At 72.3% G+C, this 26206-nt stretch carries 22 protein-coding genes; 11 read left to right on the top strand and 11 right to left on the bottom strand.

The window, feature by feature from the left end:
* Nucleotides 1-59 precede the first annotated feature (59 nt).
* Nucleotides 60-1034, top strand: coding sequence for a helix-turn-helix domain-containing protein (locus ACIBK5_RS24805; RefSeq protein ID WP_399022537.1), 975 nt, complete (start codon nt 60-62; stop codon nt 1032-1034).
* Nucleotides 1035-1276: 242 nt separating this feature from the next.
* Nucleotides 1277-3382, top strand: a complete 2106-nt coding sequence (locus ACIBK5_RS24800; RefSeq protein ID WP_399022535.1) for a ricin-type beta-trefoil lectin domain protein — start codon at nt 1277-1279, stop codon at nt 3380-3382.
* A gap of 14 nt (nt 3383-3396) precedes the next feature.
* Here the strand turns inward: ACIBK5_RS24800 and ACIBK5_RS24795 are convergent, their stop codons facing one another.
* Complete coding sequence (locus tag ACIBK5_RS24795; RefSeq protein WP_399022533.1) at nt 3397-4623, bottom strand: arsenic transporter; 1227 nt, start codon at nt 4621-4623, stop codon at nt 3397-3399.
* Between the two features lie 96 nt (nt 4624-4719).
* Nucleotides 4720-7107: a SpoIIE family protein phosphatase gene (locus ACIBK5_RS24790; protein ID WP_399022531.1), complete on the bottom strand. Its 2388-nt coding sequence runs from the start codon at nt 7105-7107 to the stop codon at nt 4720-4722.
* A 257-nt stretch (nt 7108-7364) separates the two neighbouring features.
* Here ACIBK5_RS24790 and ACIBK5_RS24785 point away from each other — a divergent pair, with 257 nt between their 5' ends.
* From ACIBK5_RS24785 to ACIBK5_RS24775, 3 genes are all read left to right on the top strand, one after another.
* Nucleotides 7365-10454, top strand: coding sequence for a glycoside hydrolase family 2 TIM barrel-domain containing protein (locus tag ACIBK5_RS24785; protein ID WP_399022529.1), 3090 nt, complete (start codon nt 7365-7367; stop codon nt 10452-10454).
* Nucleotides 10455-10601: 147 nt separating this feature from the next.
* Nucleotides 10602-12845 carry a glycoside hydrolase family 9 protein gene (locus ACIBK5_RS24780; RefSeq protein WP_399022527.1) on the top strand — a complete coding sequence of 748 codons (2244 nt, stop codon included), beginning with the start codon at nt 10602-10604 and terminating at the stop codon, nt 12843-12845.
* Nucleotides 12846-12913: 68 nt separating this feature from the next.
* Complete coding sequence (locus ACIBK5_RS24775) at nt 12914-13705, top strand: alpha/beta fold hydrolase (protein WP_399022526.1); 792 nt, start codon at nt 12914-12916, stop codon at nt 13703-13705.
* Nucleotides 13706-13724: 19 nt separating this feature from the next.
* Here the strand turns inward: ACIBK5_RS24775 and ACIBK5_RS24770 are convergent, their stop codons facing one another.
* On the bottom strand, nt 13725-14657 hold the full coding sequence (locus ACIBK5_RS24770) for a sigma-70 family RNA polymerase sigma factor (protein ID WP_399022524.1): 933 nt from the start codon (nt 14655-14657) through the stop codon (nt 13725-13727).
* Nucleotides 14658-14842: 185 nt separating this feature from the next.
* Between ACIBK5_RS24770 and ACIBK5_RS24765 the strand changes: the two genes are divergently transcribed.
* The 3 genes from ACIBK5_RS24765 to ACIBK5_RS24755 all read left to right on the top strand — a co-directional run bounded on the left by ACIBK5_RS24765 (nt 14843) and on the right by ACIBK5_RS24755 (nt 17413).
* Nucleotides 14843-15088, top strand: a complete 246-nt coding sequence (locus ACIBK5_RS24765) for a hypothetical protein (protein ID WP_234845748.1) — start codon at nt 14843-14845, stop codon at nt 15086-15088.
* 3 nt (nt 15089-15091) lie between these two features.
* Nucleotides 15092-15469, top strand: coding sequence for a toxin Doc (locus ACIBK5_RS24760; protein ID WP_193481257.1), 378 nt, complete (start codon nt 15092-15094; stop codon nt 15467-15469).
* Nucleotides 15470-15784: 315 nt separating this feature from the next.
* Nucleotides 15785-17413 (top strand): RICIN domain-containing protein, encoded by a 1629-nt coding sequence (locus ACIBK5_RS24755; RefSeq protein ID WP_399022521.1) that lies wholly within the window; start codon nt 15785-15787, stop codon nt 17411-17413.
* Nucleotides 17414-17453: 40 nt separating this feature from the next.
* On the opposite strand, the gene ACIBK5_RS24750 is transcribed toward ACIBK5_RS24755, so the two are convergent.
* The 3 genes from ACIBK5_RS24750 to ACIBK5_RS24740 form a co-directional block, all read right to left on the bottom strand.
* Entirely contained in the window at nt 17454-18623 is a 1170-nt protein-coding gene (locus ACIBK5_RS24750; protein ID WP_399022519.1) for a lactate 2-monooxygenase, read from the bottom strand.
* 76 nt (nt 18624-18699) lie between these two features.
* Complete coding sequence (locus ACIBK5_RS24745) at nt 18700-20325, bottom strand: purine-cytosine permease family protein (protein ID WP_399022517.1); 1626 nt, start codon at nt 20323-20325, stop codon at nt 18700-18702.
* A 206-nt stretch (nt 20326-20531) separates the two neighbouring features.
* A complete protein-coding gene (locus tag ACIBK5_RS24740; RefSeq protein WP_399022515.1) occupies nt 20532-21089 on the bottom strand; it encodes a hypothetical protein in 558 nt (185 codons plus the stop codon).
* A 324-nt stretch (nt 21090-21413) separates the two neighbouring features.
* Here ACIBK5_RS24740 and ACIBK5_RS24735 point away from each other — a divergent pair, with 324 nt between their 5' ends.
* Nucleotides 21414-21848, top strand: coding sequence for a protease inhibitor (locus ACIBK5_RS24735; RefSeq protein WP_399022514.1), 435 nt, complete (start codon nt 21414-21416; stop codon nt 21846-21848).
* Between the two features lie 171 nt (nt 21849-22019).
* On the opposite strand, the gene ACIBK5_RS24730 is transcribed toward ACIBK5_RS24735, so the two are convergent.
* Genes ACIBK5_RS24730 through ACIBK5_RS24710 form a run of 5 tightly spaced genes read right to left on the bottom strand, consistent with a single transcriptional unit; the run spans nt 22020 to nt 25196 of the window.
* A complete protein-coding gene (locus tag ACIBK5_RS24730) occupies nt 22020-22226 on the bottom strand; it encodes a CDGSH iron-sulfur domain-containing protein (RefSeq protein WP_184587059.1) in 207 nt (68 codons plus the stop codon).
* The gene (locus ACIBK5_RS24725; RefSeq protein WP_399022511.1) at nt 22207-22860 is read right to left on the bottom strand and encodes a HemK2/MTQ2 family protein methyltransferase; all 654 of its coding nucleotides are present in this window, start codon (nt 22858-22860) and stop codon (nt 22207-22209) included. Before ACIBK5_RS24725 ends, ACIBK5_RS24730 begins: the two co-directional genes overlap by 20 nt.
* A gap of 22 nt (nt 22861-22882) precedes the next feature.
* Nucleotides 22883-23896 (bottom strand): iron-containing redox enzyme family protein, encoded by a 1014-nt coding sequence (locus ACIBK5_RS24720; RefSeq protein WP_399022509.1) that lies wholly within the window; start codon nt 23894-23896, stop codon nt 22883-22885.
* Nucleotides 23897-23950: 54 nt separating this feature from the next.
* A complete protein-coding gene (locus tag ACIBK5_RS24715) occupies nt 23951-24139 on the bottom strand; it encodes a hypothetical protein (protein WP_399022507.1) in 189 nt (62 codons plus the stop codon).
* Between the two features lie 46 nt (nt 24140-24185).
* Complete coding sequence (locus ACIBK5_RS24710; protein WP_399022505.1) at nt 24186-25196, bottom strand: Ppx/GppA family phosphatase; 1011 nt, start codon at nt 25194-25196, stop codon at nt 24186-24188.
* Nucleotides 25197-25328: 132 nt separating this feature from the next.
* Here ACIBK5_RS24710 and ACIBK5_RS24705 point away from each other — a divergent pair, with 132 nt between their 5' ends.
* Both ACIBK5_RS24705 and ACIBK5_RS24700 read left to right on the top strand, forming a co-directional pair.
* Complete coding sequence (locus ACIBK5_RS24705; RefSeq protein ID WP_399022503.1) at nt 25329-25670, top strand: ArsR/SmtB family transcription factor; 342 nt, start codon at nt 25329-25331, stop codon at nt 25668-25670.
* Between the two features lie 6 nt (nt 25671-25676).
* Nucleotides 25677-26204, top strand: coding sequence for an SRPBCC family protein (locus ACIBK5_RS24700; protein ID WP_399022501.1), 528 nt, complete (start codon nt 25677-25679; stop codon nt 26202-26204).
* Nucleotides 26205-26206 lie beyond the last annotated feature (2 nt).

The raw sequence follows: 26206 nt of genomic DNA, 5'->3' as shown, positions 1-26206 counted from the left end.
GCACTCCTCGGTCAGGTGACTTCCGTATGTAACGCTAGGCCGCCGAACGGCCGAGGAGGATGCCCGTGCGTGCTGACGGATTGCCCGGCACTGCTGAGAACGGGAACGACGGGGACCCCGCCCCGCCGCCCGGCCTGGTCGTGCTCGGCCACTTCGACCAGCCGCCCGGCTACGCCGTCACCCGCCCTCGGGGATCCGCGAGCTGGCTGTTCACCTGGACCACGGGAGGCCGGGGCCGGTTGCGGCAGGGCGCCGTGGAGACCTCGGTCGGCGCAGGTGACCTCGTCGTGCTCGCCCCGGGTGTCCCGCACGGCTACACGGTGGAGTCCGGCGCCGGGCACTGGCGGTTCTGGTGGGCGCACTGCCAGGCCCGCCCGTCGTGGGCCGGGTGGCTGCGGCCGTACGACGCCGGCGACGGGGTGTACGTGGTCAGGTCCGCCCCGTCCGGTGTGCACGGGCGCGTCGAGTCGGCGTTCCGGCGGATGCACGCCGACGCCCGCTGGACCGGGACCGCGGTGCCGCCCGCCCCGGCACCCCCGGACGGGCAGGTCGCCGTCGCACACGGCAGCGCGGCCCGCGAACTCGCCCTGAGCGCGCTCGAGGAGGTCGTCCTCCTCACCGCCGCCGGTGCCCGTCCGGCGGCACCCCGCCCCGGCGTCGACGCACGGATCCGCCGGTCCGAGGAGCTGATCGCCGCCGACCCGGGCGCCCCGCACACCGTCCGTTCACTCGCCGAGGGCGTCGCCCTGTCGCCGTCCCGCTTCGCCCACCTGTTCAGCCGGCAGCTCGGCCAGTCGCCCATGCGCGCCCTGCGCGAGGCACGGCTGCGGCACGCCGCGCGGCTGCTGGAGGGCACCGACCTGCCCGTGGAACGGGTGGCCGCGGCCTCGGGCTTCGCCAGCCCGTTCCACTTCAACCGCGTCTTCCGCGAGCGCTACGGGATGCCGCCCGGCGCGTACCGGACACGGTACGGCGACCCCTCAGGTCCGGCGGTTTCCGGAGGGCGACGGGAACCGGGCGAATACCTGCCATAAAAACCGAGCCGACGACCCGGGAATCCCTTTCGGGCCGCTGATTGACATTTTGTCAAAAAGCCCTGGCCGCCTACGTAATGCACGAAACCGCGAGATCCCTTGTTCCCTGTCGCTGAGCTGTGCAAAGGTGTGCCCTGTCGGCGTGCGGACAGCGCGCCTTTCTTTCGTATGCGCGAGGCCGCCGTGCCGGCATACCCCTTGGTATGGACTTTATTCCGCATGTCCTTGAGAGGAATGCAGCCGTGAACGACGCAGGTCCGTCGAATTCCCCGGCCCCGGCCCCGGCCCCGGCCCGCAGGTTCGGCCCGACGGACGAGCAACTGAGCGCCGAGCTCAGGAAGTGGACGGGCGCGACGCCCGCCCTTCATCCCGTCGGTGAGCTGCTGGACCGGCACTGGGAGGCGGCTTTCGCCTACGCCCGGCTGTGCACCGCCGGTCCGCATTTCGCCGGAATGCTCACCACCGCCGCCTTCACCCGACTCTTCGGCGAAAGCCTGCGCCAGAACGGTCCGACATCGGCGTGGCGGCCCCAGCTGCTCGTCACCGTGCGGCGGATCGCGGCCGAGTGGGCCACCGACCACCGACGCGACATGCTCCACCCGGACCTGCTGGCCGAGGCCGGTGACGGGGAGCGGCCGGTCGCGCGGCTGCTGCCGCAGCAGCACCGGCGCCTGCTGTCCGGGGCCTTCCAGCGGCTGCCCCAGTCGGCCCGCTGCCTGCTGTGGCACATAGAGGTCGAGGCCGAACCGCTCGCGGCTCCCGCCGGGTTGCTCGGCCTGGACGAGGAGGGCGCGCGCGTCGAACTGGGCCGGGCCCGTGACCGGATGCGCGAGGAGTGCCTCCAGCTGCACCGCGAACTCGCCCCCGACGAGGAGTGCCGGCGCTATCTGCGCCTGCTGGACGTGACGTACAGACGTGGCGCCCTCGACATCGACCCCGATCTACGCGCGCATATCGAGGGATGCGGGCACTGCAGCGCCGCCGCGGACCAGCTCGACCGGTTCAACCACGGGCTCGGCGTCGCCCTCGCGGAGGCGGTGCTGGGCTGGGGCGGGCAGGACTACGCGGAGAGCGCCTCGAGCGACGCCGCGGAGGCCTCCCCGGAGAGCGGCGTTCCCGGGGACGTGCCCGGCACGGAGCCGGCCGGTGCCGCGCGTGCGGCGTTTCCGGACCCCGTCCTCCTCGCCGGTGCGGTCGGGGAGTCGTTCACCGACCCCGTCGACCCGGTGGCCACGCCACCCGCCCTCGCGGCCGAAGCGGAAGCGGGGACCCCGCCGCGGGTCCCGGTCCCGGCGCGGGACCAGACGCAGGACCGGGCACAGGCCCTGGTCCACGCCCATGAGGCATTCCACCCCTCCCCGTCCGACGCGCCGGCACCGGCCGGTGCAACGGCCCCCGGCCCGGACGCCGTGGGTCCCCGCACCGCCTCCCGCAGATCCGCCCACAAGGCGGCCCGCCGTGCCGCCCGCCGCCGCAACCTCACCGTGGGCATCCTGACCGTCAGCGGCCTGGTCGTCCTCCCGCTGGTCCTGTGGTCCATCGGCAACTCCGGCGACACCGCCCCGCCGGCCGGCGGGGACCGGTCCTCCGAGGCATCCGGCCCGGGCGCGGGCAAGCCGACCGGCGACCCGTCCTGGATCGGGGCGGGAGAGGCCCGCAAGGGCGCGTTGCGCGGCCGGCTGCACAACGTCGCCTCGGGCCTGTGCGTCGGCGTCGACGGCAACAAGGCCGTCGAGAACGCGGAAGCCGAGCTCACCACCTGCTCCTCGGCGCCCACCCAGCAGTGGACGTACGAGACCGAGGGGCTGCTGCGCAACGGTGCCGCTCCCGACCTGTGCCTGGACTCGAGGCTCGGCTACTCGGTGCGGCTGGCACCCTGCACGGGCCCGTCCCGGCCCGACGTCAAGGACATCAGCTACGACTTCATCCTCCAGGGCGCCCTGGTGCCCCGCCGGGACCAGGAGCTCGCCCTGGCCCCGGCCGCGACCGACGGCTCGGGTGCCCTGGTCCTCAAGACCCGGGCGGACGACGAGGTCCAGCGCTGGGTGATCGACACCTCCAAGACGGATCTCCAGATGGAGGCCGTCAACTGGGAAGCCGCCGCTCCGGTGCCGCGGTCCGTGCCCACCCCGACCCCCACGCCCACGCCGACCCCGTCGAGGACACCCGAGCCGACCCCCACCCCGACCGCCACTCCGTCGACGTCCCGACCCGCGCCCCCGAGCCCGTCGCCCGCCACCACCTGCCACTACTACGGCTACTACTGCTCCTGGAACGGTGACCAGGGCTACCCCGGCTACGGCTACGGCTACGGCTACGGCCATGGCTACGGCGGTCGCGGCCGCTGACCACCGGGCGGAACTCAGCCCCCGACGACCCCCAGCGACAGCCACAGCGCCACCACGGCCGGCACCAGCGCGGCGGGTACCGCGAGCAGGCCGAGCCGGGTGAACTCCCCGAGCTCGACGCGCTGCCCGTGCTGGTGCACGATCCGTCGCCACAGCAGGGTCGCCAGCGAACCGGCGTAGGTCAGGTTGGGGCCGATGTTCACGCCGAGCAGCACCGCCAGCACGGCACCGGGACCGGCCCCGGCGGTCAGCGGAAGCAGCACCAGCACCGCGGGCAGGTTGTTGATGAGGTTGGCCAGGACGGCGGCCAGCGCGGCCACGCCCAGCAGCGCGAGCAGGCCCGAGCCGTCGGGCAGGACACGGTGGAGCGCGTCGGCGAGCCCGTTGTCGACGACCGCGCGCACGACGACGCCGAGCGCGAGCACGAACGCCAGGAACGCCGGGGACGCGGAGCGCACCACCGTCAGCGGGGTGGCCCGCCGCCGCAGCAGTGCCCGCCCGGCCAGCACCAGCGCACCCGCCAGCGCGGCCCACGCCGGTGCGATCCCGAGGGCCGAGGCCACGACGAACCCGGCCAGGGTGCAGCCCACCGTGACCAGGGCGAACAGCGGCAGCTCGGGAGGCCGCGCGGGGTCGGCGACGGGGAGAGGAGCGGCCAGTTCCCGGGCGAAGAAGCGCCGGAAGAGCAAGTACTCTGCGCCGATCGCGACCAGCCAGGGCAGTGCCATCAGCGCCGTGAACCGGGTGAAGCTCAGCCCGCTCGCCGTGAAGGCGAGGAGGTTGGTCAGGTTGGAGACCGGCAGCAGCAGCGAGGCGGTGTTCGACAGGTGCGCGCAGGCGTAGAGGTGCGGCCGGGCCTGGACTCCCATCCTGGTGGCGGTCGCGAGCACGACGGGTGTCAGCAGGACGACCGTGGCGTCCAGGCTGAGCACGGCCGTGATGACGGAGGCCAGTGCGAACACCGCGGTCAGCAGCCGCCCCGGACGTCCCGCCGCCCAGCGGGCCATCCACGCCCCGCACGCCGTGAAGAGTCCCTCGACGTCGCAGAAGTGGGCGAGCACCAGCACGGCCGCGAGGAAGCCGACCACGGGGCCCAGCCGCTGGATCTCCTCCCACGCGTGCGTGGGCGAGATCACTCCGACGGCGACCGCGAGCCCGGCGGCCGGAACCGCCAGTACGGCCTCGGGCAGCCCCTTGGGGCGGACGACGGCCCAGACGAGCACCGCGGCCAGCAGTGCCACGGACAGGACTTCGGCGAGCGGGGTGTTCAGGGCGAGGTCCTCCGGGGCGGGTCACAGGCGGTGCCCGCCCATGAAACCAGGCTCCGGTAAGAGCACTCACATCGCGTCGAGCGTCGTCAGCTCCGCCCAGATCGTCTTGCCGTCGGGAGTGTGCCTGCTGCCCCAGCGCTGGGTGAGCTGGGCGACCAGGAGCAGACCGCGGCCCCCCTCGTCCCAGGTCTTGGCCCGGCGCAGATGCGGGGCCGTGTGGTTGGTGTCGGACACCTCGCAGATCAGGGTGTCCGCGTCGTGGATCAGCCGCAGCCGGATGGGCTTGGCGCCGTAGCGGATGGCGTTGGTGACCAGCTCGCTCACCACCAGCTCCGCGGTGAACGTGGCCTCGATCAGCCCCCAGCGATCGAGCTGTTCGACGACCTGCTTGCGGATGGGGGCCACCAGCGCCGGGTCGGCCGGGATGTCCCACGTCGCGACCTGGGAGGACGGCAGGCCCCGGGTGCGGGCCAGCAGCAGGGCCACGTCGTCGGCGGAGCCGCCCGCGGGGAGCAGCGCATCCAGCACGCGGTCGCAGACCTCGTCCAGCGAGCCGGCGGGCGCCGACAGGGCCTCGCGGAGCATCCGCTGGCTCGTGTCGACGTCCCGTTCGCGGCTCGCGAGCAGCCCGTCGGTGTGGAACGCCAGGACACTGCCCTCCCGCAGCTCCACCTCGGCGCTCTCGAACGGCAGCCCCCCGACACCGAGCGGGGGACCGGAGGGCAGGTCGAGCTGCCGGGCCGGGCCGTCCGGCGGGACCAGGAAGGGCTGCGGGTGCCCGGCCCGCGCCAGGGTGCAGCGCCGCGACACCGGGTCGTACACCGCGTAGAGGCAGGTCGCGCCCACCTCGCCGGTGCCGGGCACCTCTTCGCCGCCGGACTCCTGGGACAGCCGGACGACCAGGTCGTCGAGGTGGGTGAGCAGTTCGTCGGGGGCCAGGTCGATGTCGGCGAGGGTGCGGACGGCGGTGCGGAGCCGGCCCATGGTGGCGGAGGCCTGGATGCCGTGGCCGACGACGTCCCCGACGACCATGGCGACCCGCATCCCGGACAGCGGGATCACGTCGAACCAGTCGCCGCCCACACCGGAGCGAGTGGCCGGCAGATAGCGGGAGGCCGCCTCCACGGCGGCGGTGCTCGGCAGGTGGCGGGGCAGCAGGCTGCGCTGCAACGTGAGGGTCGTCTCCCGCTCGCGGGAGTAGCGGCGCGCGTTGTCGATACAGACGGCGGCCCGGGCTGTGACCTCCTCGGCCAGCATCACATCGTCGTCCGTGAAGTCCTCGGGACGCCGAAAGCGGGTGAACACCGCGACCCCGAGGATGGTGCCCCTGGCCTGGAGCGGGACGGACATCGTGGAGTGGACGCCGTACTCGCGGACCCGCCGGAAGCGAACCGGGTCCCAGGCGAGCCACCGTTCGAGGTCGTCCTCCGATCCCGAGGCGACCACGGCGTGGCCGGCGATCAGCGAGGCGGCCTGCGGGGAGGACGCCGGGTAGACCTCCACCTGTCCCGCCTTGGCGACGGCCTCGGGGCTGCCCGCGTTGACCGACTGGTGGGCGGCCCGGCGCAGACTCACCGGTGGGACGGGCGGCCCAGCGGACTCGCCGCCGTGCTCCCGGGTGTCGAGCAGGTCGACGCTGACGAAGTCGGCGAGCGCCGGGACGCACACGTCCGCCAGCTCCTGGGCCGTCCGGGTGACGTCGAGGGTGGTGCCGATGCGCACACTCGCCTCGTTGACCAGTTGCAGCCGCTCCCGTGACCGGTACTGGTCGCTGAAGTCGTGGGCGGTCACACACACGCCCCGCACCTGGCCGGACATGTCGGTGAGCGGTGCGATCCGGGCCAGCCAGGCGTGCGCCCCCCGGGTCTCGCCGCTTGCCTTCATGTACGTCTGCATGTCCTGCCGCCGGCCGGTGCTCAGCACCCGGCGCAGATTCTCCTCGAGCTCGGAGTTCTGCGGCCGGCTGCCGATGTCGGTGGGTCTCAGACCCCGCAGACGGTCGGCGGGCATCCCGAGGAGCTCCGCCATGGCGTCGTTGAGGCCACGCAGCCTCAGCTCCTCGTCGAAGATCATCGTGGCGCAGGGTGACTGGGTGAGGGCCGCGCGCACCAGCGGGTCGTCCGCCAGGTCGGCACCGGCGGCCTCCGGCGGGGACACCGCGAACCACTCGGCCGTCTCGCCCTCCGGCGGTCTGCGGTGGGCGAGCACCCACACGGAGACCGTACGGCCGTCGCGGTGCCGCAGCGCGAGCATGCCGCTCCAGCGGGCGTCGTGGGGCGCGGGCGGCGCGTCCGCGTCGTCGGCCAGCAGCTCGGCGGCCGGGCGGCCCACGACCTCGGCGGACGTGTGGCCCAGGAGACGGCGGGCGCCTTCGCTCCACCCGGTGAGCGTGCCGTCGGCGGCGATGACGGCACGGGCGGCCATGCCATCGTCCAACGGCTCGTCCGGGATCATCGTCGCCACTCCATACGGACACTCACAGTGATCAGAGAGGTCGCTTGAGTTCCAGCCTAGTCCGTAGGCGCCCGACGTGAACGGGTAACCCCGGCAGCGCCCGGCCGTGCCGGGTCGTGGCCTGATTCCGGCCGATGTGACGCCCGGGACAGAAGGATGTCGCCGCACTCTTGACGGCCCTGTGTGACACCTCGACAGAATCTGTTTGTTCGCGATCAGTTGTGAGTGCTTCTGGGTCTTAATGAGGGAGAGCCGCCATGTCGGTCACGCGCAGATCGGTCCTGCTCGCCTCCGCGGCCGCGCCCGCGGCCGGAGCGCTGCTGGGTGCCCCGGAGGCGTGGGCCGCCGAGGAGGTGCGCGGCGCGTCCGGCCGCAGCACCGTCGCCCTGCGCGACGGCTGGCGGTTCGCGCTGGTCAACCCGGGTGGCATCACCGACCCGACCGGCGCCTACGCCGACGCCGCCCTGCCCGGCTACGACGACTCCGGGTGGCGCGAGGTCGCCGTCCCGCACGACTGGAGCATCGAGCAGGCCCCCACCACCGAGCACGGCACCACCAGCGGCACCGGCTTCCTGCCCGGCGGCCTCGGCTGGTACCGCCTCACCTTCACCCTGCCGCCCGCCCTCGCCGGCAAGCGGATCTCGGTGGAGTTCGACGGCGTCTACATGGACTCCCACGTCTACTGCAACGGCGAGGAGGCCGGGCGCCACCCCTACGGCTACACCGGCTTCGCCTTCGATCTCACCGACCTGGTGCACACCGACGGCACCACCGGGAACGTGATCGCGGTCAAGGTCCAGAACCGGCTCCCCAGCAGCCGCTGGTACTCGGGCAGCGGCATCTACCGCGAGGCCCGCCTGGTGATCACCGAGCCGGTCCACGTGGCCCGCTGGGGCACCCACGTCAGCACGCCCGAGGTCTCCGCCGAGCGGGCCCTCGTACGGATCGACACATCGGTCCGCAACGACTCGGGCGCGGGCGCGGACGTCGAGGTCGTCTCCCGCGTCGTCGACCGCAAGGGCCGCACGGTCGCCCGTACCTCCTCCACGGCCGCCGTCACCGACGAGCACACCGAGACCCACGAACTCACGGTCGAACGACCCGAGTTCTGGGGCATCGAAGCCCCGCACCGGTACACCCTGCACACCGAACTGCGCGTCGGCGGCCGGACCACCGACACTTACCGCACCCCCTTCGGCTTCCGCACCTTCCGCTTCGACCCGGACGAGGGCTTCTTCCTCAACGGCACCCACCACAAGCTCAAGGGCGTCGACCTCCACCACGACCTGGGCGCCCTCGGCGCCGCCGTCAGCAAGGACGCCGTCCGCCGCCAGCTGCTCATCATGAAATCGATGGGCGTCAACGCCTTCCGCACCTCCCACAACCCGCCCTCCCCGGAGATGATCGAGGTCTGCGAGGAACTCGGCATCGTCATGCTGGTGGAGGCCTTCGACTGCTGGAAGAGCCCCAAGACGCGGTACGACTACGGCCGCTTCTTCGACGAGTGGGCCGACAAGGACATCGCGGAGATGGTCCTGGCCGCCCGCAACTCGCCCGCCGTCCTGATGTGGTCCATCGGCAACGAGGTCAGCGAGTTCACCTCCACCGCCGGACTCGCCATGGCCGACCGGCTCATCGCCGCCATCAAGGCCTACGACACCGCCCGCCCGATCGTGATCGGCTCCCACCGGCACCGCAGCGTGCCCGCCCCGGGCTCGCCCGGCGATCTGATCCTCGCCAAGATCGACGGCCTCGGCCTCAACTACAACACCGCCAAGTCGGTGGACGCCCTGCACGCCCGCTACCCCAAGCTCTTCCTGTTCGAGTCGGAGTCGTCCTCGGAGACCTCCACCCGCGGCGCCTACCAGGAGCCCGAGCACCTCAACACCGGCGAGGACCACACGCCCGGCCGGCGCGCGACCTCCTCGTACGACAACAACCTCGCCTCCTGGACCATGAGCGGCGAGTACGGCCACAAGAAGGACCGGGACCGCAAGTGGTTCGCCGGGCAGTTCCTGTGGTCGGGCATCGACTACATCGGCGAGCCCACGCCGTACGACGTCTTCCCGGTCAAGGCGTCCTTCTTCGGCGCGGTCGACACCGCCGGCTTCCCGAAGGACATGTACTACCTCTTCCAAAGCCAGTGGACCGAGCGGCCGATGGTCCACCTGCTGCCGATGACCTGGAACCACACCGAGGGTGACACCGTCGAGGTCTGGGCGTACGCCAACGTCGACACCGTCGAGCTGTTCCTCAACGGAAAGTCCCTGGGCTTACAGCGGTTCGACACGAAGAGGACCGTCGACGGCCGCGCGTACCTGGAGACCACCGAGGCGACCGGCGACGACAAGACCTTCACCGACGGCCCCTACCCCGGCAGCTACACCAGCCCCAACGGCAGCGCCGGAAAGCTCCACCTGACCTGGAAGGTGCCCTATGAGCCGGGCGAGCTGAAGGCCGTCGCGCGCAAGGACGGCAGGACGGTCGCCACCGACGTACTGCGCACGGCCGGAACTCCGCACGCGATACGCCTGACACCGGACCGCGAGTCCCTCGCCGCGGACGGCCGTTCGCTGGTCTTCGTGACCGCCGAGGTGGTCGACCGGCGCGGCGTGGTGGTGCCCGGCGCGGAACACCTGCTCTCCTTCGCCGTGGCGGGCGGCTCCCTCGCCGGTCTCGACAACGGCCGCCAGGAGAGCGCCGAGCGCTACCAGGCGAGCACCCGGACCGCCTACCACGGCAAGGCCCTCGCCATCGTCCGCTCCGGAACGCGGACGGGCACGGTGCGGGTGACCGCCCGCGCCGCCGGTCTGCGCACCGGCACGGCGACCGTACGCGCCACCCCGGCCCGGGACCGGGCCGAGACGACCCCGCCCGCCTTCGGGCCGGAACATCCGGCTCCCCTGAACTACCCGCACGCCGACGCCAGTTACTCGGGCCGCCCGGACACCCTGCCCGCCGCCATGCTGGACGGCGATCCGGCCACCGGCTGGTCCAACGGTTTCTTCAAGCAGGCCACGGCCCTGCTGCCCGCCTTCGACGGGGCCCGCCGCGAGGACTGGGTCTCGGTCGACCACGGGCGCACCCGCGGCTTCGACCGGGTGGACGTCTCCTTCACGGTGGACGCCACGCACAGCCTGCCCGCGGCGATCGAGGCGGCGGTGTGGGACGGCCGGGCGTGGCGGGCCGTACGGGACACCGCGATCGACTGGGCCACCGCCTCCGACGCCCCCACCGTGATCACCTTCGAGCCCGTCCGCGGCTCCAGGATTCGGCTCACCCTGACCAGCCGCCACCCCGACGAGGCACGGGGCGCGATGCGTATCAGCCGACTGGACACCGTCTAGACCACACTGGTCCGGACGGGCGGCGGACAGCCAGTCCCGTCCGGACCGTTGACGGAGTGTCACATCAGCCACAACCATGGCGGGCATCCGTATCTGGGAGCGCTCCCACGACGAGCGCCACCCGCACCTCACCAGAGGAGCCCGGACGTGAAACGACGCAGAACCGCCCTGCTGTCCCTGACGGCCCTCCTGGCGACCGCGCTCACCGCGCTGCCCTCCGCACCGGCCGGGGCCGAAGAGGTCGAACAGGTCGAGAACGGCACCTTCGACACCACCACCGCCCCCTGGTGGACGACCAGCAACGTCACCGGAGGACTGTCCGACGGCCGGCTCTGCGCCGACGTCCCCGGCGGCACCGCCAACCGCTGGGACGCCGCCGTCGGACAGAACGACATCACCCTCGTGAAGGGGGAGTCGTACCGCTTCTCCTTCAGCGCGACCGGCACGCCCGCCGGGCACGTGGTGCGGGCGATCGTGGGCCTGTCGGTGTCCCCGTACGACACCTACTACGAGGTGACACCGCAGCTCAGCGTCTCCGGCGACCGCTACTCCTACACCTTCACCTCGCCCGTCGACACCGCTCAGGGCCAGGTCGGCTTCCAGCTCGGCGGCAGCGCGGACGACTGGCGCTTCTGCATGGACGACGTCTCGCTGCTGGGCGGCGTCGCGCCGGAACCGTACGAGCCCGACACCGGCCCCCGGGTCCGCGTCAACCAGGTCGCCTACCTGCCCGCCGGGCCGAAGAACGCCACCCTGGTCACCGATGCCACGGCGAAGCTGCCGTGGGAGCTGAGGACCGCCCGCGGCGCCGTGGTCGCCCGGGGCACGACCGTGCCGCGCGGGGCCGACAGCTCCTCCGGACAGAACGTCCACTCGATCGACTTCGGCGCGTACCGCACGAAGGGCACCGGCCTCACCCTGGTCGTCGACGGCGAGACCAGCCGCCCCTTCGACGTCGACGCGAGCGTCTGGGAGCGGCTCCGGCTGGACTCGGCGAAGTACTACTACACCCAGCGCAGCGGCGTCGAGATCCGCGAGGACCTGCGGCCCGGGTACGGCCGCCGGGCCGGTCACCTGGGCGTGGCACCCAACCAGGGCGACACCGCCGTGCCGTGCCGGCCCGGGGTGTGCGACTACACGCTCGACGTCAGCGGCGGCTGGTACGACGCCGGCGACCACGGCAAGTACGTCGTCAACGGCGGCATCTCCACCTGGGAGCTGCTGAGCACCCACGAACGCGCGCTGCACGCCCGCACCGGCGACGCCGGCAAGCTCGGCGACGGCACGCTCGCCATCCCCGAGAGCGGCAACAAGGTCCCGGACATCCTCGACGAGGCCCGCTGGGAGCTGGAGTTCCTGCTGAAGATGCAGGTGCCCGCCGGGAAGCCGCTGGCCGGCATGGCCCACCACAAGATCCACGACGAGCAGTGGACCGGGCTGCCGCTGCTGCCCAGCGACGACCCGCAGAAGCGCGAACTGCACCCGCCGTCCACCGCGGCCACCCTGAATCTGGCCGCCACAGCCGCGCAGGCGGCCCGCCTGTACCGGTCCTACGACAGGGCGTTCGCCGACAAGACCCTGGCGGCCGCTCGCACGGCCTGGTCGGCGGCGCTCGCCCACCCCGACCGCTACGCCTCCGAGAGCGACGGCGTCGGCGGTGGCGCCTACCCCGACAACGACGTGACCGACGACTTCTACTGGGCGGCGGCCGAGCTGTATCTCAGCACGGGGGAGAAGCAGTTCGAGGAGTACGTCCTGAAGTCCCCGGTCCACACGGCCGACCTCTTCAAGCCCCTCGGCTTCGACTGGGCCCGCACCGGCGCGGCGGGCCGGCTCGATCTCGCGACCGTACCGAACAAGCTGCCGGGCCGGGACAAGGCGCGGGAGTCCGTCGTCAAGGGCGCCGACCGCTACCTGGCCACCCTGAAGAACCACCCCTACGGCATGCCCTACGCGCCCGACGGCAACAAGTACGACTGGGGCTCCAGCCACCAGGTCCTCAACAACGCCGTCGTCCTCGCCACCGCGTACGACATCACCGGCGCCTCGAAGTACCGGGACGGCGCCCTGCAGAGCATGGACTACATCCTCGGCCGCAACGCGCTGAACATCTCCTACGTCACCGGCTACGGCGAGGTCAGCTCCCAGAACCAGCACAGCCGCTGGTACGCCCGCCAGCTCGACCCCGGCCTGCCCCACCCGCCGAACGGCACCCTGGCCGGCGGGCCGAACTCGAGCATCCAGGACCCCTACGCACAGAGCAGACTGCAGGGCTGCGTCGGACAGTTCTGCTACATCGACGACATCCAGTCCTGGTCGACCAACGAACACACGATCAACTGGAACGCCGCCCTGACCCGGATGGCCGCCTTCGTGGCGGACCAGGGGTAGGGAACGTGCCCGGTGCCGGGGGAGTCCGCCGACAGGACGCCTCCGGCACCCGCGCGTAGCCTGGTCACATGCACGCGGTGCGGGTAGACGGCATCGAGGTCGCCTACGACCGGGTGGGCTCGGGCCCGCCCCTGGTGCTCGTGCACGGCGCCACCGCGGACGCCCGCCTCTGGCGTGGCCAGGTCGCCGACCTGGCCGACGCGTTCACCGTGGTCGCCTGGGACGAACCGGGGACCGGCCGCTCCTCCGACGTACCGCCCTCCTTCACCCTCGCCGACTACGCCCGCTGCCTGGCTGCCGTCATCAAGGACGTGGGCCTCGGCCCGGCCCATGTCCTCGGCCTGTCCTGGGGCGGGACGATCGTGCTGGAGCTCTACCGGCACCACTCCGACCTCGTCAGAACCCTGCTCCTCGTCGACACCTACGCCGGCTGGAAGGGCTCGCTGCCCGCGGCGGAGGTGCGGGCGCGGGTCGAGGGGGCCGAGCGACTGCTGGCGGTCCCGGCCGAGGACTTCGCGCCGACCATGCCGGGCCTGTTCGCGGGCCGGCCGCCCGCCGAAGCCGTACGTCTGATGTCCGTGATGTCGGCCGACACCCGCCCCCAGACCATGCGGACCGAGCTCACCGTCATGGCCGAGGCCGACCAGCGGGACCTGTTGCCCACGATCACGGTGGAGACGCTCCTGCTCTGGGGGGAGCTCGACGCACGCTCCCCGGTGGAGCAGGTCGCCCACGCGTTCCTGGCGGCGATCCCGCAGGCCACGCTGGTCGTGCTTCCGGGCGTCGGGCACCTCAGCAACATCGAGGCCCCGGAGGCCTTCAACCGGACCGTCCGGGAGTTCTGCCGCTCCCGGTCCTGAGCTCACCGGCCCCGGTCGCTCACACCTCCCCCTTGGGTACATGGGCGAGCTTGTCCGGATTGGCCACGACATAGATGCCGCGCACCCGGTCGCCCTCCGGGGTGAGGTCGAGCACCAGGACGGCGAACGGCGCGTCCCCGTCGAACAGCACGGCGGAGTCGTCGCCGTTGACGCGGCGGTAGTGCCAGACGGGGTCGCGCGGACCGCCGCGCCCGGACGTGAGCAGACGGGCCACCTTGTCCCGGCCGTGCACCGGGCGCAGGCTCGCCGGCTTGCGCTTGCCGCCGGCGTCCGTCCACGCCGTGACGTCCGGCGCGAGGACCTCCATCAGCGCGGCGATGTCCCCGTCGAGCGCCGCCCGCACGAACCGCTCGGTCGCCTCCCGCCGCACCCGCGGATGCGCCTCGTACCGCGGCCGCCGCGCGTGCACGTGCTCCCGGGCCCGGTGCGCCAACTGCCGTACGGCGGCGGGGGAGCGGTCGATGACCTCCGCGATCTCCGCGTGCGGGTAGCCGAAGACCTCACCCAGGACGAACACGGCCCTCTCCAGCGGGGTCAGCGACTCCAGGACGACCAGCATCGCCAGCGACACCGATTCGGAGCGCAGGGCGGGCCCGTCGGCGGTGTCGGCCTCGCCGTCGGCGACCAGAGGCTCGGGCAGCCACTGGCCGACATAGGTCTCCCGCCTGCGGCTGATCGTGGCGCGGCGGCGCAGCGCGTGGTTGACCGCCACCCGTACGAGATAGGCGCGGGGGTTGCCGACGCCTGCCAGGGGAGCGCCACCGCCGCGGGCCGTCCAGGACAGCCAGGTCTCCTGGAGGACGTCCTCGGTGTCGGCGACGCTGCCGAGCATGTTGTAGACGACGCCGAACAGCAGCTCGCGATGGTCGACGAACACCTCCGTCGCCTCGTCGGCCGGGGCGTCGGTGCCGGGCGCGGTGATCTCGGTCATGCGTGGTCCTCCCTGAGACGCGTCACCACTGGGACCCGGGTGGGGTCCCGGAATGTGACATCGCCGGGGTGCCGTGTGACGCGGGTCTCGTCGGCAGACCGGCGGGGCCAGCTGCCCGGTACCGTCTGATTCCCCTCTGACCTGGGGATATTTACGAGTCAGTACCCGAGCGGTACCTTGAAGACATGCCAGCTCTCAACGTGGAGTTCAGCGACCGCGAGCTTGAGGACCTGCGGCAGATCGCCAAGGAACGCGGTACGTCGATGAAGGCGCTCGTGCGGGAGGCGGCCGCGGCCGACATAGCCCGCCACCGGGCGCTCCAGGAGGGCGCGGAGGCCTTCCGCAGGTTCTTCGCGACCCACGCCGACGAGTTCGCCGCGGCCTTCCCGGACGACGAGCCCTCCGCCAAGGGCGAAGGGCGGGCCGCCTGACCGATGGCACCCGTCATTCATATCGACGTGCCCTGGCTGCTGCAGCGCCATGAGGAGGTCCTGCCGGACCAGCCCACCGTCAACGACTTCTCCGCGCTGGTCGCCGCCGTCGCCCGGCACCGGGTCGATCCTCCGCGCCTCGGCGTGAACTCCGACCCGGCCTGGCGGGCCGCCGCGCTGCTGCACACCCTCGCCGTGCTCCGGCCGCTGCCCACGGCCAACGCCCGCTTCGCCTGCGCGACGGCCGTTGCGTACATGTTCGTCAGCGGTGTCGGCATCGACCCGCCCTACGGGGCCCTCGTCGACCTGGCCCGCGATCTGATGTCCAACACGACCGATGTCTACGGCGCGGCGGACCGGCTGCGGTCCTGGCAGATCTGACCCGATTCACACAGGGCGCACGGAAATGTCGAAAACGGGTGCGAGCGGTGAACGCGCGTTCCCCGTTTCTGACTTTCTGTCAATGGGCCGGATGTTGCACGGGCGCCTTGTTGGTCGTGTGCGGGTTGTGGAAGAGTGAAACACACGTGCGGGGGGAATGGCCGGGTGTCGCACGTGATTTGTGGACCGGGTCCGATTCGCCGCCGGTGAATTCGCACCTCCCGCGCCGCGCCAGAAAAGGTTCGCACCAACCGGGCTCCTTTTTCGGCGGCAGGACTTCTGTGTGTCACCTGCGCGTGGGAAGGAACCATCTCAGTGCCCACCCCCCACCCCCCTCGTCCCCCGTATCCCCCGCCCGGCGGGGATCCCGGGGAATCCGATGAATCACTCGCCGCCCCGCTGAGAGGCACCCCGGAGGGCGAGGTCGCCGCCCATTCCGTCGCGATGCTGACGGCGCGGCACTGGCAGCCGGTGCACGACTACGCGGTCATCTGTCTCGCCTCGTCGGCGCAGGTCGCCGCCATGGTCACCGGGACCGCCTTCCACCGGACCCTCAACCGCGTGGCCTTCGGCGACTCGGCCGTCGCGCTGCGCCCGGTCCTTCTGGTGACCGTGCGCGACACGATCCGGGAGTGGTCCGGCGACGATCGAATATCCGCCGTACTGCCGGCGCTGCAGAAACCGGCCGGAGGGCGCGGGCTGCGCGCGGCGACGTCCATGACGCCCGAAAACCGGGCACTCGCGGAGCGGGCATTCCAGGCACTTCCCGCCGCCGCGCGCTGTTTGCTCTGGCACGTCGAGGTCGAGGCAGATCCTTTAAGCGTCCCCGCCGGCCTGCTGAGCATGGACACCGACATCGCGTCGGCCGCCCTCGAACAGGCGCGGGACAAATTCCGCGAGGGTTGTGTACATGCCCATCGTGAACTCGCGCCGACTCATGATTGCCGGTTCTACAACCGCCTCCTCGACGTCCCGATCCGTCGGGGCGGCGCACTGCTGCCGGACGTCCAGCAGCATCTGGCGGAGTGCCGCTACTGCCGCAACGCCGCCGAGCAGTTGAGCCATTTCGAGAGCGGTCTCGGCCCGTTGATCGCCGAGGCGGTGCTCGGCTGGGGCGCCCGCCGCTACCTCGACTCGCGTCCGGGCCGGGCCGGGCACGGTACGCGCGGCGGTCGCGGCGGCCGGCGCGGCGGCGGGCGGTCCGGTAGCCCACGCCACCGTCTGCTGTCCAGGATCCCCATGCCCGTCCGCCGGGCCCCGGGCGTCCGGATCCCGGACGCGCTGCGCTCCTCCCGGGCGCTGCTCTCGGGCGTCGGCGCGGTGTCGGCCGGGGTGCTGGCGACGGTGCTCATCATCAGCGCGTCGTCGTACGACGGCGGCCAGGCCGACCCGGCCGGTTCCAACAGCGCCGCCGGCGGCAACGGCGGCGGGTCCGTGACACCACCGGACACGGCCGTGCTGCCCACGGCCCCGGGCGTGACGCGGCTGCGCAACGCGGGCGCCGACCTGTGCCTCGACATCCGGGACCTGCCGAAGGAGGGCTCGGGGGCGAAGCTGGCCTCGTGCTCGACGGCCTGGACCCAGCAGTGGACGTACGAGAACGACGGGCTGCTGCGCAGCGTCGCCGATCCCGGGCTCTGTCTGGACTCGCACAAGGACGCCGGCGTCGTCGTGCTCGGCACCTGCGCCGAGGAGGACGCCGAGCGCGGTGAGGACGTGCGCTACGACCTCACCGTGCAAGGGGAGTTGCTGCCCCGCTGGGACGAGCAGCTCGCCCTCACCTCCACCAACGACGACCCGGGCGCCGACATCGTCGTCAAGGTCCGCGACCGGTCCGACGAACAGCGCTGGCAGCCGGAGCCCGTGCCCACGGCGGCGGGTTCCCTGTCGATCGCGGAGGCAGACGTCCCGACCGCACGGCAGGTGACAGCGCCGAACCGCTGAACGGCCGAGCGGTGAACTCGGCCTCGCCCCCGCCCACGCCTCAGACCGGCTCCTCCGTCAGGTCGGCCGGACCGACCGTCGAAGGCGTGGCATGGCCCGACAGGGCCAGGGTGAGGTCGAGTTCGGCCAGCAGGCAGCGGATGACGTGTTCGACGCCGGGCTGCCCGTCGAGGCCGAGACCGTAGACGTACGGGCGTCCGACGAGCACCGCCCGCGCGCCCAGCGCGAGGGCCTTGAAGATGTCGTCGCCGGTGCGGACACCGCTGTCGAAGAGGACGGTGAGCCGGTCGCCGACGGCGTCCACGACACGGGGCAGCGCGTCGGCGGCGGCCACGGACCCCGCCACCTGGCGGCCGCCGTGGTTGGAGACGACGACGCCGTCCATGCCCGCATCCGCGGCCAGCCGCGCGTCGTCCGGGTGCAGGACCCCCTTGAGGACGATCGGGCCGTCCCAGTTCTCCCGCAGGAACGCCAGGTCCGGCCAGGACTTGGCCGGGTCGGAGAACATGCCGACGAAACGCATCACGGCCGCGTTCGGGTCCTCGTGCACCGGCTTGGCCAGACCGGCCTGGAAGGCAGGGTCCGAGAAGTAGTTGGCCGTTCCGACGCCGTGGAGGAAGGGCAGGTAGGCCTGGTCGAGATCCCGGGGCCGCCACGACAGCAGCGGTGTGTCCAGGGTGACCACGAGCACGCTGAACCCGGACGCCTTCGCCCGGCTCAGGAAACTGCGGGCCACTTCCGGGTCCTTGGGCCAGTACAGCTGGAACCACCGCTCGGCGTCGCCCATCGCCTCGGCGACCTGCTCCATGGGCGTGCTCGAGGCGGACGACAGGATGTACGGCACGCCCTGCGCGGCGGCGGCCCGGGCGGCGGCGGGTTCGGCGTCCGGGTGCATGATCGACAGCACGCCGACCGGGGCCAGCGCCAGCGGGGCGGGCAGGGCGCGGCCCAGCACCTCGACCGACAGATCCCGTGCGTGCACGTCCCGCATCATGCGCGGCACGATCCGGCGACGCTCCAGGGCCGCCCGGTTGGCGCGGGCGGTGCTGCCGTTCCCGGCGCTGCCCGCCACATAGCCGACCGGGCCGGGCCCGAGCCGCTGTTCGGTCAGTTCCTCCAGCCGGGTCAGATCGGTGGGCAGGCGCGGCACGGCGCCCGTCATCCCGTTGAGATAGATCTCGTACTGGAAGTCCGCCCAGTGCTTCGCCATGTCGTCCGTCCCGCCTCTCGTCGCTGAGAACGCGCAGTACGCCGACCATACCGACCGGTAGGCAGGACGGGAGTGATCAGGGTCGGGCCGCCGGCTCGTGCAGTCGCTCGACCTGGTCGGCACACCCGGTGATCGGCGGCACTGGCACCTCGACGGTCCGGGCCAGCCGGGCGCCCTCGGGGCCGTACACCGCCCGGGGTTCGGGGAACAGCCACAGCAGGGCCAGGAAGAGCACCGCCGCCACGGCCAGCGACAGCGGCAGGCTGATGTCGACACCGCCCGCCAGGTCACCGAGCGGGCCGACGAACTGCCCGGGGATGTTGGTGAACAGCACGCCGAGCACCGCCGACACCCACCAGGCGGTCATGCCCCGCCAGTTCCAGCCGTGCGCGAACCAGTAACGGCCGCCGCGCTGACGGCGGTTGAAGACCTGGAGCGCCTCCGGGTCGTACCAGCCGCGGCGCGTCCAGTAGCCCAGCATCATCACGACCATCCACGGTGTGGTGCAGGTGATGATCACCGTGGCGAAGGTCGAGATCGAGCGCACGAGGTCGAGCCCGAACCGGCCGGCGAAGATGAACGCGATCGACAACGCGCCGACCAGCAGCGTCGCCCGGACCCGGGACAGCCTCGGGAACACGGACGAGAAGTCGAGCCCGGTGCCGTAGAGAGCCGTCGTGCCCGTCGCCATGCCGCCGATCAGCGCCAGCAGGCACACCGGCAGGAAGAACCAGCCCGGGGAGATCGCGAGCAGCCCGCCCACGAAGTCGGGGGCCGCCGGATCGACGTACTCCGGCGCCCTGTCCGCGATGACGCTCGCGGTCGTCAGGCCGAACAGGAACGGCAGCAGCGTCGCGAGCTGCGACAGGAAAGCGGCCCCGACCACCCTCCGGCGCGGGGTGCTCGCCGGGATGTAGCGCGACCAGTCGCCGAGGAACGCTCCGAACGACACCGGGTTCGACAGCACGATCAGCGCCGCTCCGATGAACGACGGCCAGAACAGGTCCGCCGTCGCCGCGTCCGCCGAGTCGGTGAAGACGCCCGCGTACGACGGGTCGAAGTCACCCCCGAACGCCACGGCGCCGAGCAGGAACAGGGCGCTCGCCGAGGTCACCGCGATCTTGTTGACGAACAGCATGAACCGGAAGCCGTACACGCACACGGCGAGGACCAGCACCGCGAACAGCGCGTAGGCGACGGCGTAGGACAGGTCGTCCCGGGCCAGTCCGAAGAGCCGGTGGGCGCCGCCGACCAGGGCGTCGCCGGAGCTCCACACCGAGATGGAGAAGAACGCGACGGCCGTCAGCAGGGACAGGAACGAGCCGACCACCCGGCCGTGCACCCCGAGGTGCGCGGACGAGGAGACGGCGTTGTTGGTGCCGTTGACCGGGCCGAACACCGCCATCGGACACAGGATCAGCGCACCGGCGACGACCCCGAGGAGGGTGGCCGCGAGGCCCTGCCAGAAGGAGAGGCCGAACAGGATCGGGAAGGCGCCGAGGACGCAGGTGGAGAAGGTGTTGGCGCCGCCGAAGGAGAGCCGGAACAGATCCAGCGGGGTCGCGGAGCGCTCGGCGTCGGGGATCCGGTCGACGCCGTGGGTCTCGACCTCCGTCAGGGACGGGGGAGCCGCGGCGGGGGAGAGGCGGCCGGAGTCTTCGGGACGTTCGGCGTCTGCGGGGCGTTCGGCCGGCGAGGACAAGAGGGCTCCAGCGGGGACGGTTCGGCGGAGCGCGGTGTGACGCGACGACTTGAGCGGACGGCCGCCCGCCGGCGCCGGGGTGTGCGGCGGCGCGCGGATGCCGTCCTCATGGGGTCTGCCGACCGTAAACGATCAAGGGTCGGTGACGCCAGAGGACGGATCATCCATTCTCGGCGTTGCGGCTGGACGATTCCTCCACTCCTCGGTCACTCCTCGTCGTCCGCGGGCGGCGTGCGGTCCGTGTCGGCGTCCGGCCCCTGGGCCCGCACCCGCTGCACGTGTTCCAGGGAATCGCGCAACTCCGCGAGCCAGTCGTCCGTATGACGCTGGACCAGGCGCACGCACCAGGCCAGCGCGTCGCTGCGGCTGCGGGCGACGCCGCCGGCGATCAGGGTGTCGAGGACCTGGCGCTCCGGCTGGCGCAGCCGCGTCATCACCGGCGCGGCCACGTGTGTGAAGAGTGCGCGCCGCCCACCGCACTCCACACCCCAGGACACCTTCCGGCCGAACCGGTGCTCGGCCTCCCGGGCCACGGCCATCCGGTCCTCGCGGGTGCGCTCCCGGAACTCCTGCACCCGGCTTTCCAGGGCCGCCTCCCGTTCGGCGTCCGGAGCGTCCTGAGCCAGCCGGGGTGCGGGGATGCGGCCGATCACGGTGATCTCCTCGCGGTCGACCGTGAGCTCGGTCAGTTCCTCGAAGAGGTCGTCGGGGAGGCGGCCGGCGAACCAGCCGCGCAGTTTCTCTCGCTGCTCATTCGTAATCATGTAATGACGATTACTCGACTCGAGCATGAACACAAGGGGCTGCGAAGTGGTCGGCTGAGAGCGGAATCGGAATGTTTCAGGCCTATTAACGAACAGCCGGAAATCGGCCATCTGGCCGCATCGTGCCCCCGAAAGCCGTGCGGTTACGGGCTTCACTCGGGCAGATTCCGTAACTTCACGCCACTGATTCAACACGCAATGTTACTGAAACCGGTGGGGTCGATGTGTGTTTCGGCGGGGGACTCGGCAGACTCGCGCTCGCCGATCCGGCACCGAACGAGCACGGGTCGGCACACCCTGTAATCGAGCGGAAGGATGCACACAATGCGGAACACCGCGCGCTGGGCCATGATCCTCGGCATGACGGCCACCGCCGTCTGCGGACCCCTCACCGGGTCCGCGCTCGCCGGTCCGGGTCAGGCCCCCACCGCGCTCTACGCCCCGTCGGCCCTCGTACTCACGGTGGGCCACGGTGAGAGCGCGATCGCCGTGACCCCGGAACGCGCGGTCACCCTGACCTGTGCCCCGAGGCCGGGCGGCACGCACCCGGCCGCCGGCTCGGCCTGTACGGAACTACTGGGCGTCGGCGGGAACATCGACGCCCTGACCGCCAGGGACGGAGTGATGTGCACCAAGCAGTACGACCCCGTGGTCATCACCGTCGACGGTGTCTGGCAGGGCAAGCGCGTCTCGTACGAGCGCACCTTCTCCAATGACTGCGTGAAGAACGCCCACGGTTCGGGCCTCTTCGCGTTCTGAGACCGGGATCGCGCCGTTCCCGTGAAGTAGGCGGCCCGTTGCTGGGGAGCCGGGTTGCCGTCGCGGGGATCTGCGATCTCGTACAGGGGGCCGGCGGGCGGAGTGGGGCCGCCCGTCGGCCCCCGGGCTCTGCTTCCGGTCGGGCCGGTCGGGCCGGTCGGGCCAGCCGGGTCACGCCCGGTCGCGGTGGCTCGTGTCGCACCACGGGTAACGGCGGCTGCGCCGGCAGGTGCACAGGGCCACACGGAAGCGGTCGGAGCGGACGACCGAGCCGTCCTCCAGCTCCACTTCCACCGGGCCCTCCACCAGGAGCGGGCCCTTGCGCTGGACGGTGACGCGCCGCGGCGGCGCGGACCGGTCAGACGGGGAGTTCGGCACGGACGACCACCAGCTCTTCCTTGTTCTCGGTGGCGGGCAGCAGTCCCCGCTGCCGCAGCCAGCGTTCCCGGCCGCGCAGCACCGGCCCGAACGCGATCCGGTGCCGGCTGATCACCGCGGCCTTCAGGCCGGACGCCCGCAACTGCCCGACCGTCAGGTCCGGGTCGCTCAGCGCCGACTGCACGAGCAGGAGCACCCCGCCCGGACGCAGGAGCGCGGGTGCCTCCCGGCAGATCCGGTCGACGACCAGCCGCCCGTCCTGGCCGGCGTCCCAGGCGCGGGCCGAGCCGCGCGGCTCCCTGCCGCCCTCCGGCGCCGGCACGTACGGCGGATTGGCCAGGATCAGATCGAACGACTCCCCGCGCACGGGATCGAAGAGGTTGCCGTGCCGGATGCGGAGGGGGAGTCCCGCCAGCCGGGCGTTCAGTCGCGCGGCCCACACGGCGCTCCGGGAGACGTCCACGGCGGTCACACGGAGACCGCGGCGAGCGGCCGCCAAGGCCAGGGCGCCGGTCCCGGTGCCCACGTCGAGGACCTCCGCGCCCGGGGGCAGCGGCTCGTCCGACAGGGCGCCGACCAGCAGCTCGGTGTCCTCCTGCGGGGCGTAGACGCCCGGGGGTGCCAGTGGATTCACGCCGCTTCGGGTACCCCGGCCGTCAAGAGATATGGGTTATCTCCTGAGCAAGTGGTGCATACAGTGACGAAAGTGACGCGCGCCAGTCGGTGAGCAGCCGGGTGCCGAAGCGGTCCTCGACGAACTCCGTGGCGTCGATCCCGAAGGCGACATCCGGGGCGAGCTGCGGCTCCCGCTCCAGCAGGCCGCCGATGACGTCGTGGCGCACCACCTGCTCGTGGACCGCGTCGGCCTCGACGTGCTCGTCGTAGAAGTGCTCGGCAGCCGGCCCGGCGCCCGTGCGGCGCATCGCCTCGGCGAGCCGCCGCGACCCCGGTGACGAGGTGATCTCGACTGCCGCGAAGTGGCCGACCAGGGCGCCCCTGAGGGCCCGGTGCAGGCCGAAGAGAGACATGAGGTTCACCGTCACCAGGGCCTCCGCCGTCGCCGCGTCGAGGTAGCGGCCGTAGGCGGTGTCCAGGCCCAGGTCCGCCATCAGGTCGGCGAACAGCCGCGCGTGAACGCGGTCGGCGCGGCCGCCGCCCCACTCGTCGAACTCCACCGCCGCCATCGCCGCCTTCGCCCGGCCCCACAGCCGCGGCAGCACCCAGGCGTGCGGGTCGGCTTCCTTGAGGTGGTACAGAGAGCGCTGGGCCGCGTACTCGCGCACCTGCCACAGCTCGCCCTCGGCACGCAGGAAGTGCGTGACGCCCGTGCCGTGGACGGGTTCCACCAGCAGACCCCGCAGCGCCTCGTCCACGCTGTCGTGGACCTTGGCGTCGGTGCGCAGCGCGGACAGGAAGCGGTGCTCCAGGGCCGCTCGGACGCGCAGCAGGCCGGGGTCCCACTCCAGCTCCGGGGCCACGCCCGCGAATCCGCGGTAGTGCAGCTCGTAGCACAGGTACAGGGCGAGCTGGAGATCGTCGCCGTACACCTCGGCCCGGGCCGCTTCCTCCGGGCGGGGCAGCGGGCCCGCGGCCCGAAGATACGCCTCGACACCCCGGCTCAGCGGGCCGCGCGGGGTGGGCAGCGGCGGTTCGTCGCGGTCGTGCTCCATGGGCGCCGGGTACCCGGGCGGGGGCTGGTCACCCGCCCTGGTCACCCGCCCGGGTCACTCTCCCTCGGACTCCTCCTGCGCGCCCTCGTTCGGCGTGATGGCGTCCCCGGCCTCACCCCGGTGACGTCGCTGCCCGGGGGAGTCCTCGGTGCGGTTCTCGGCGTCCTCGATCTCGCGCAGGACCTCGTCGAGCGCCGTCTCGGGCTGCTTGCCGGAGGCGTCCTGGTTCTGGTCGTGGGACACGGGGGTCTCCCTTCCGCGTTCGGTACGTCGGTTCCGTCCGCCGTGATCAGTTGGCCGCGGCGGCCGCGATGCGCAGGGGCACCGGGTCAGGAGGGGTGGACTCCTCGTTGCGGCGGGTCACCTCCGCCCACCAGGACGGGCCGTCCTCGATGTGGCGCAGCAGCACGCCCTCGCGGATCGCCCAGGGGCAGACCGTGACGGACCTGATGCCGGCCAGCTTCATCGCGGTGTGCGCGACCACCGCGCCGGCGAGGCTCTGGGCGGCCCGCGGCGCGGAGATGCCGGGCAGGCGGGCGCGTTCGGCGGCGGGCAGGGCGGTCAGTGTCGCGATCGCCTCCCGCAGTCCCCCGCGGTGCAGTTCCCGGTCCACGAACGGGCCGTGGCGTCCGGGTGCGGCCCCGCACAGCCGGCCCAGCTGCTGGAACGTGCGGGAGGTGGCGACCGCGGTACGCGGGCCCTCCCAGCGGATCCGCGCCGCGACGTCCCGCAGTTGATGGCGGACCCTGCGGCGCAGCGCCCGCACCCGCTCCGGCGACGGCGGGTCCTCGGCCTCGAAGAACTCGTGGGTGAGCCGTCCCGCGCCCAGCGGCAGCGACGCCACGAAGTCGGGCAACCGGCCGCGCCCGAAGGCGACTTCCAGTGAGCCGCCGCCGATGTCGAGCAGGGCGAGCGGTCCCGACCGCCAGCCCATCCAGCGCCGGGCCCCGAGAAACGTCAGTTCGGCCTCGACCTCGCCCGGCAGGGTGCACAGGTCCACGCCGGTACGGGCCCGGACGGTGTGCAGCACCTCGTGACGGTTCGGCGCGTTACGCACCACGGCGGTCGCGAAGGCGAGCGGGCCGGCGGCCCCCCACCGTGTGGCGGTCCTGCTCGCCTCGGCCACCGCGTCCACGAGTTGCCCGACGGCCTGCTCAGGGATGGGTCCCCCCGGTGTGACCTGTTCGGACAGCCTCAGTCGCCACTTCGCGGTGTGCACCGGCAGCGGTACGCCGTCCTCCGCGTCCGAGACGACGAGTCTGACCGTCTTCGATCCCACATCCATCACGCTGATTCGCATTGGTCGGAGGTACCCAAATTCGCGCCGGAGCAACGGAATCGGGCGTGGAGTACGGCGAAGTCACGCCATCGGCCACAAGCATCCGAGCTATATTCCTTGACAGGCATATAACCGCAGGCGCATATTGAAGGCATGTCCGACGCCGCCCTCTGGACCGCCCTCGCCGATCCCCACCGGCGGGCCATCGTCGCTCTGCTCCTGGAGCGGCCCCGGGCCGTCGGTGAGATCGTCGAGGCGTGCGGACTGAGCCAGCCGAGCACGTCGAAGCACCTGAAGGTGCTGCGCGAGGCAGGCCTGGTCCGGGTGCGACAGGACGCGCAGCGACGCGTCTACGCCCTGGACCCCGGCCCGATCGCCGCACTCGACGCCTGGCTCGCCCCCTACCGCGAGCTCTGGAACGAGAGCCTCGACGCGCTGGGCCGCCGCCTCGACGAGACGCCGGACACCACGGAACCACCCACACCGAAGGACTGATCCCCCATGGCAGCCGAACTCACCGGCACCTATCTGACCCTGGACGACGGCCGCCCCGCCGTCCGCTTCAGCCGCACCTACGACCATCCCCTCGACCGCGTCTGGCAGTTCGTGACCGACCCGGACGAACTGGAGCGCTGGTTCCCCTCCCGCGCCGAGATCGAGCTGCGCCCCGGCGGCACGGTCAGGTTCAGCGGCGACCCGCACATGGCGGACTCCACGGGCCGGGTCATCGCCGTCGACCCGCCCCGGCACCTGTCGTTCGAGTGGGACGGGGACGAACTGCACTTCGACCTGGAGGAGACCGGGGACAAGCGCACCCGCCTCACGCTCACCAACGTCCTCCAGGCCGACAACACCGCCGCCCGCAACGGCGCCGGCTGGGAGGTGTGCCTGACCGCGCTGGACGCCAGGGCGCGCGGCGAGCAGACCGCCGGTCCGCACGCCGGGGCCGAGGCGCCCTGGCGGGAGCTGTACGCCGCCTACGTCGAGGCCGGCGTGCCCTCGGGCGCCCCGGTGCCCGGGGCGGAGTGACC

The sequence above is a fragment of the Streptomyces sp. NPDC050546 genome, from assembly GCF_044457425.1.
Classification (GTDB): Bacteria; Actinomycetota; Actinomycetes; order Streptomycetales; family Streptomycetaceae; genus Streptomyces.
The sequence above is the reverse complement of the archived record's forward strand: the minus strand, read 5'-3'. Positions and strand labels throughout refer to the sequence as shown.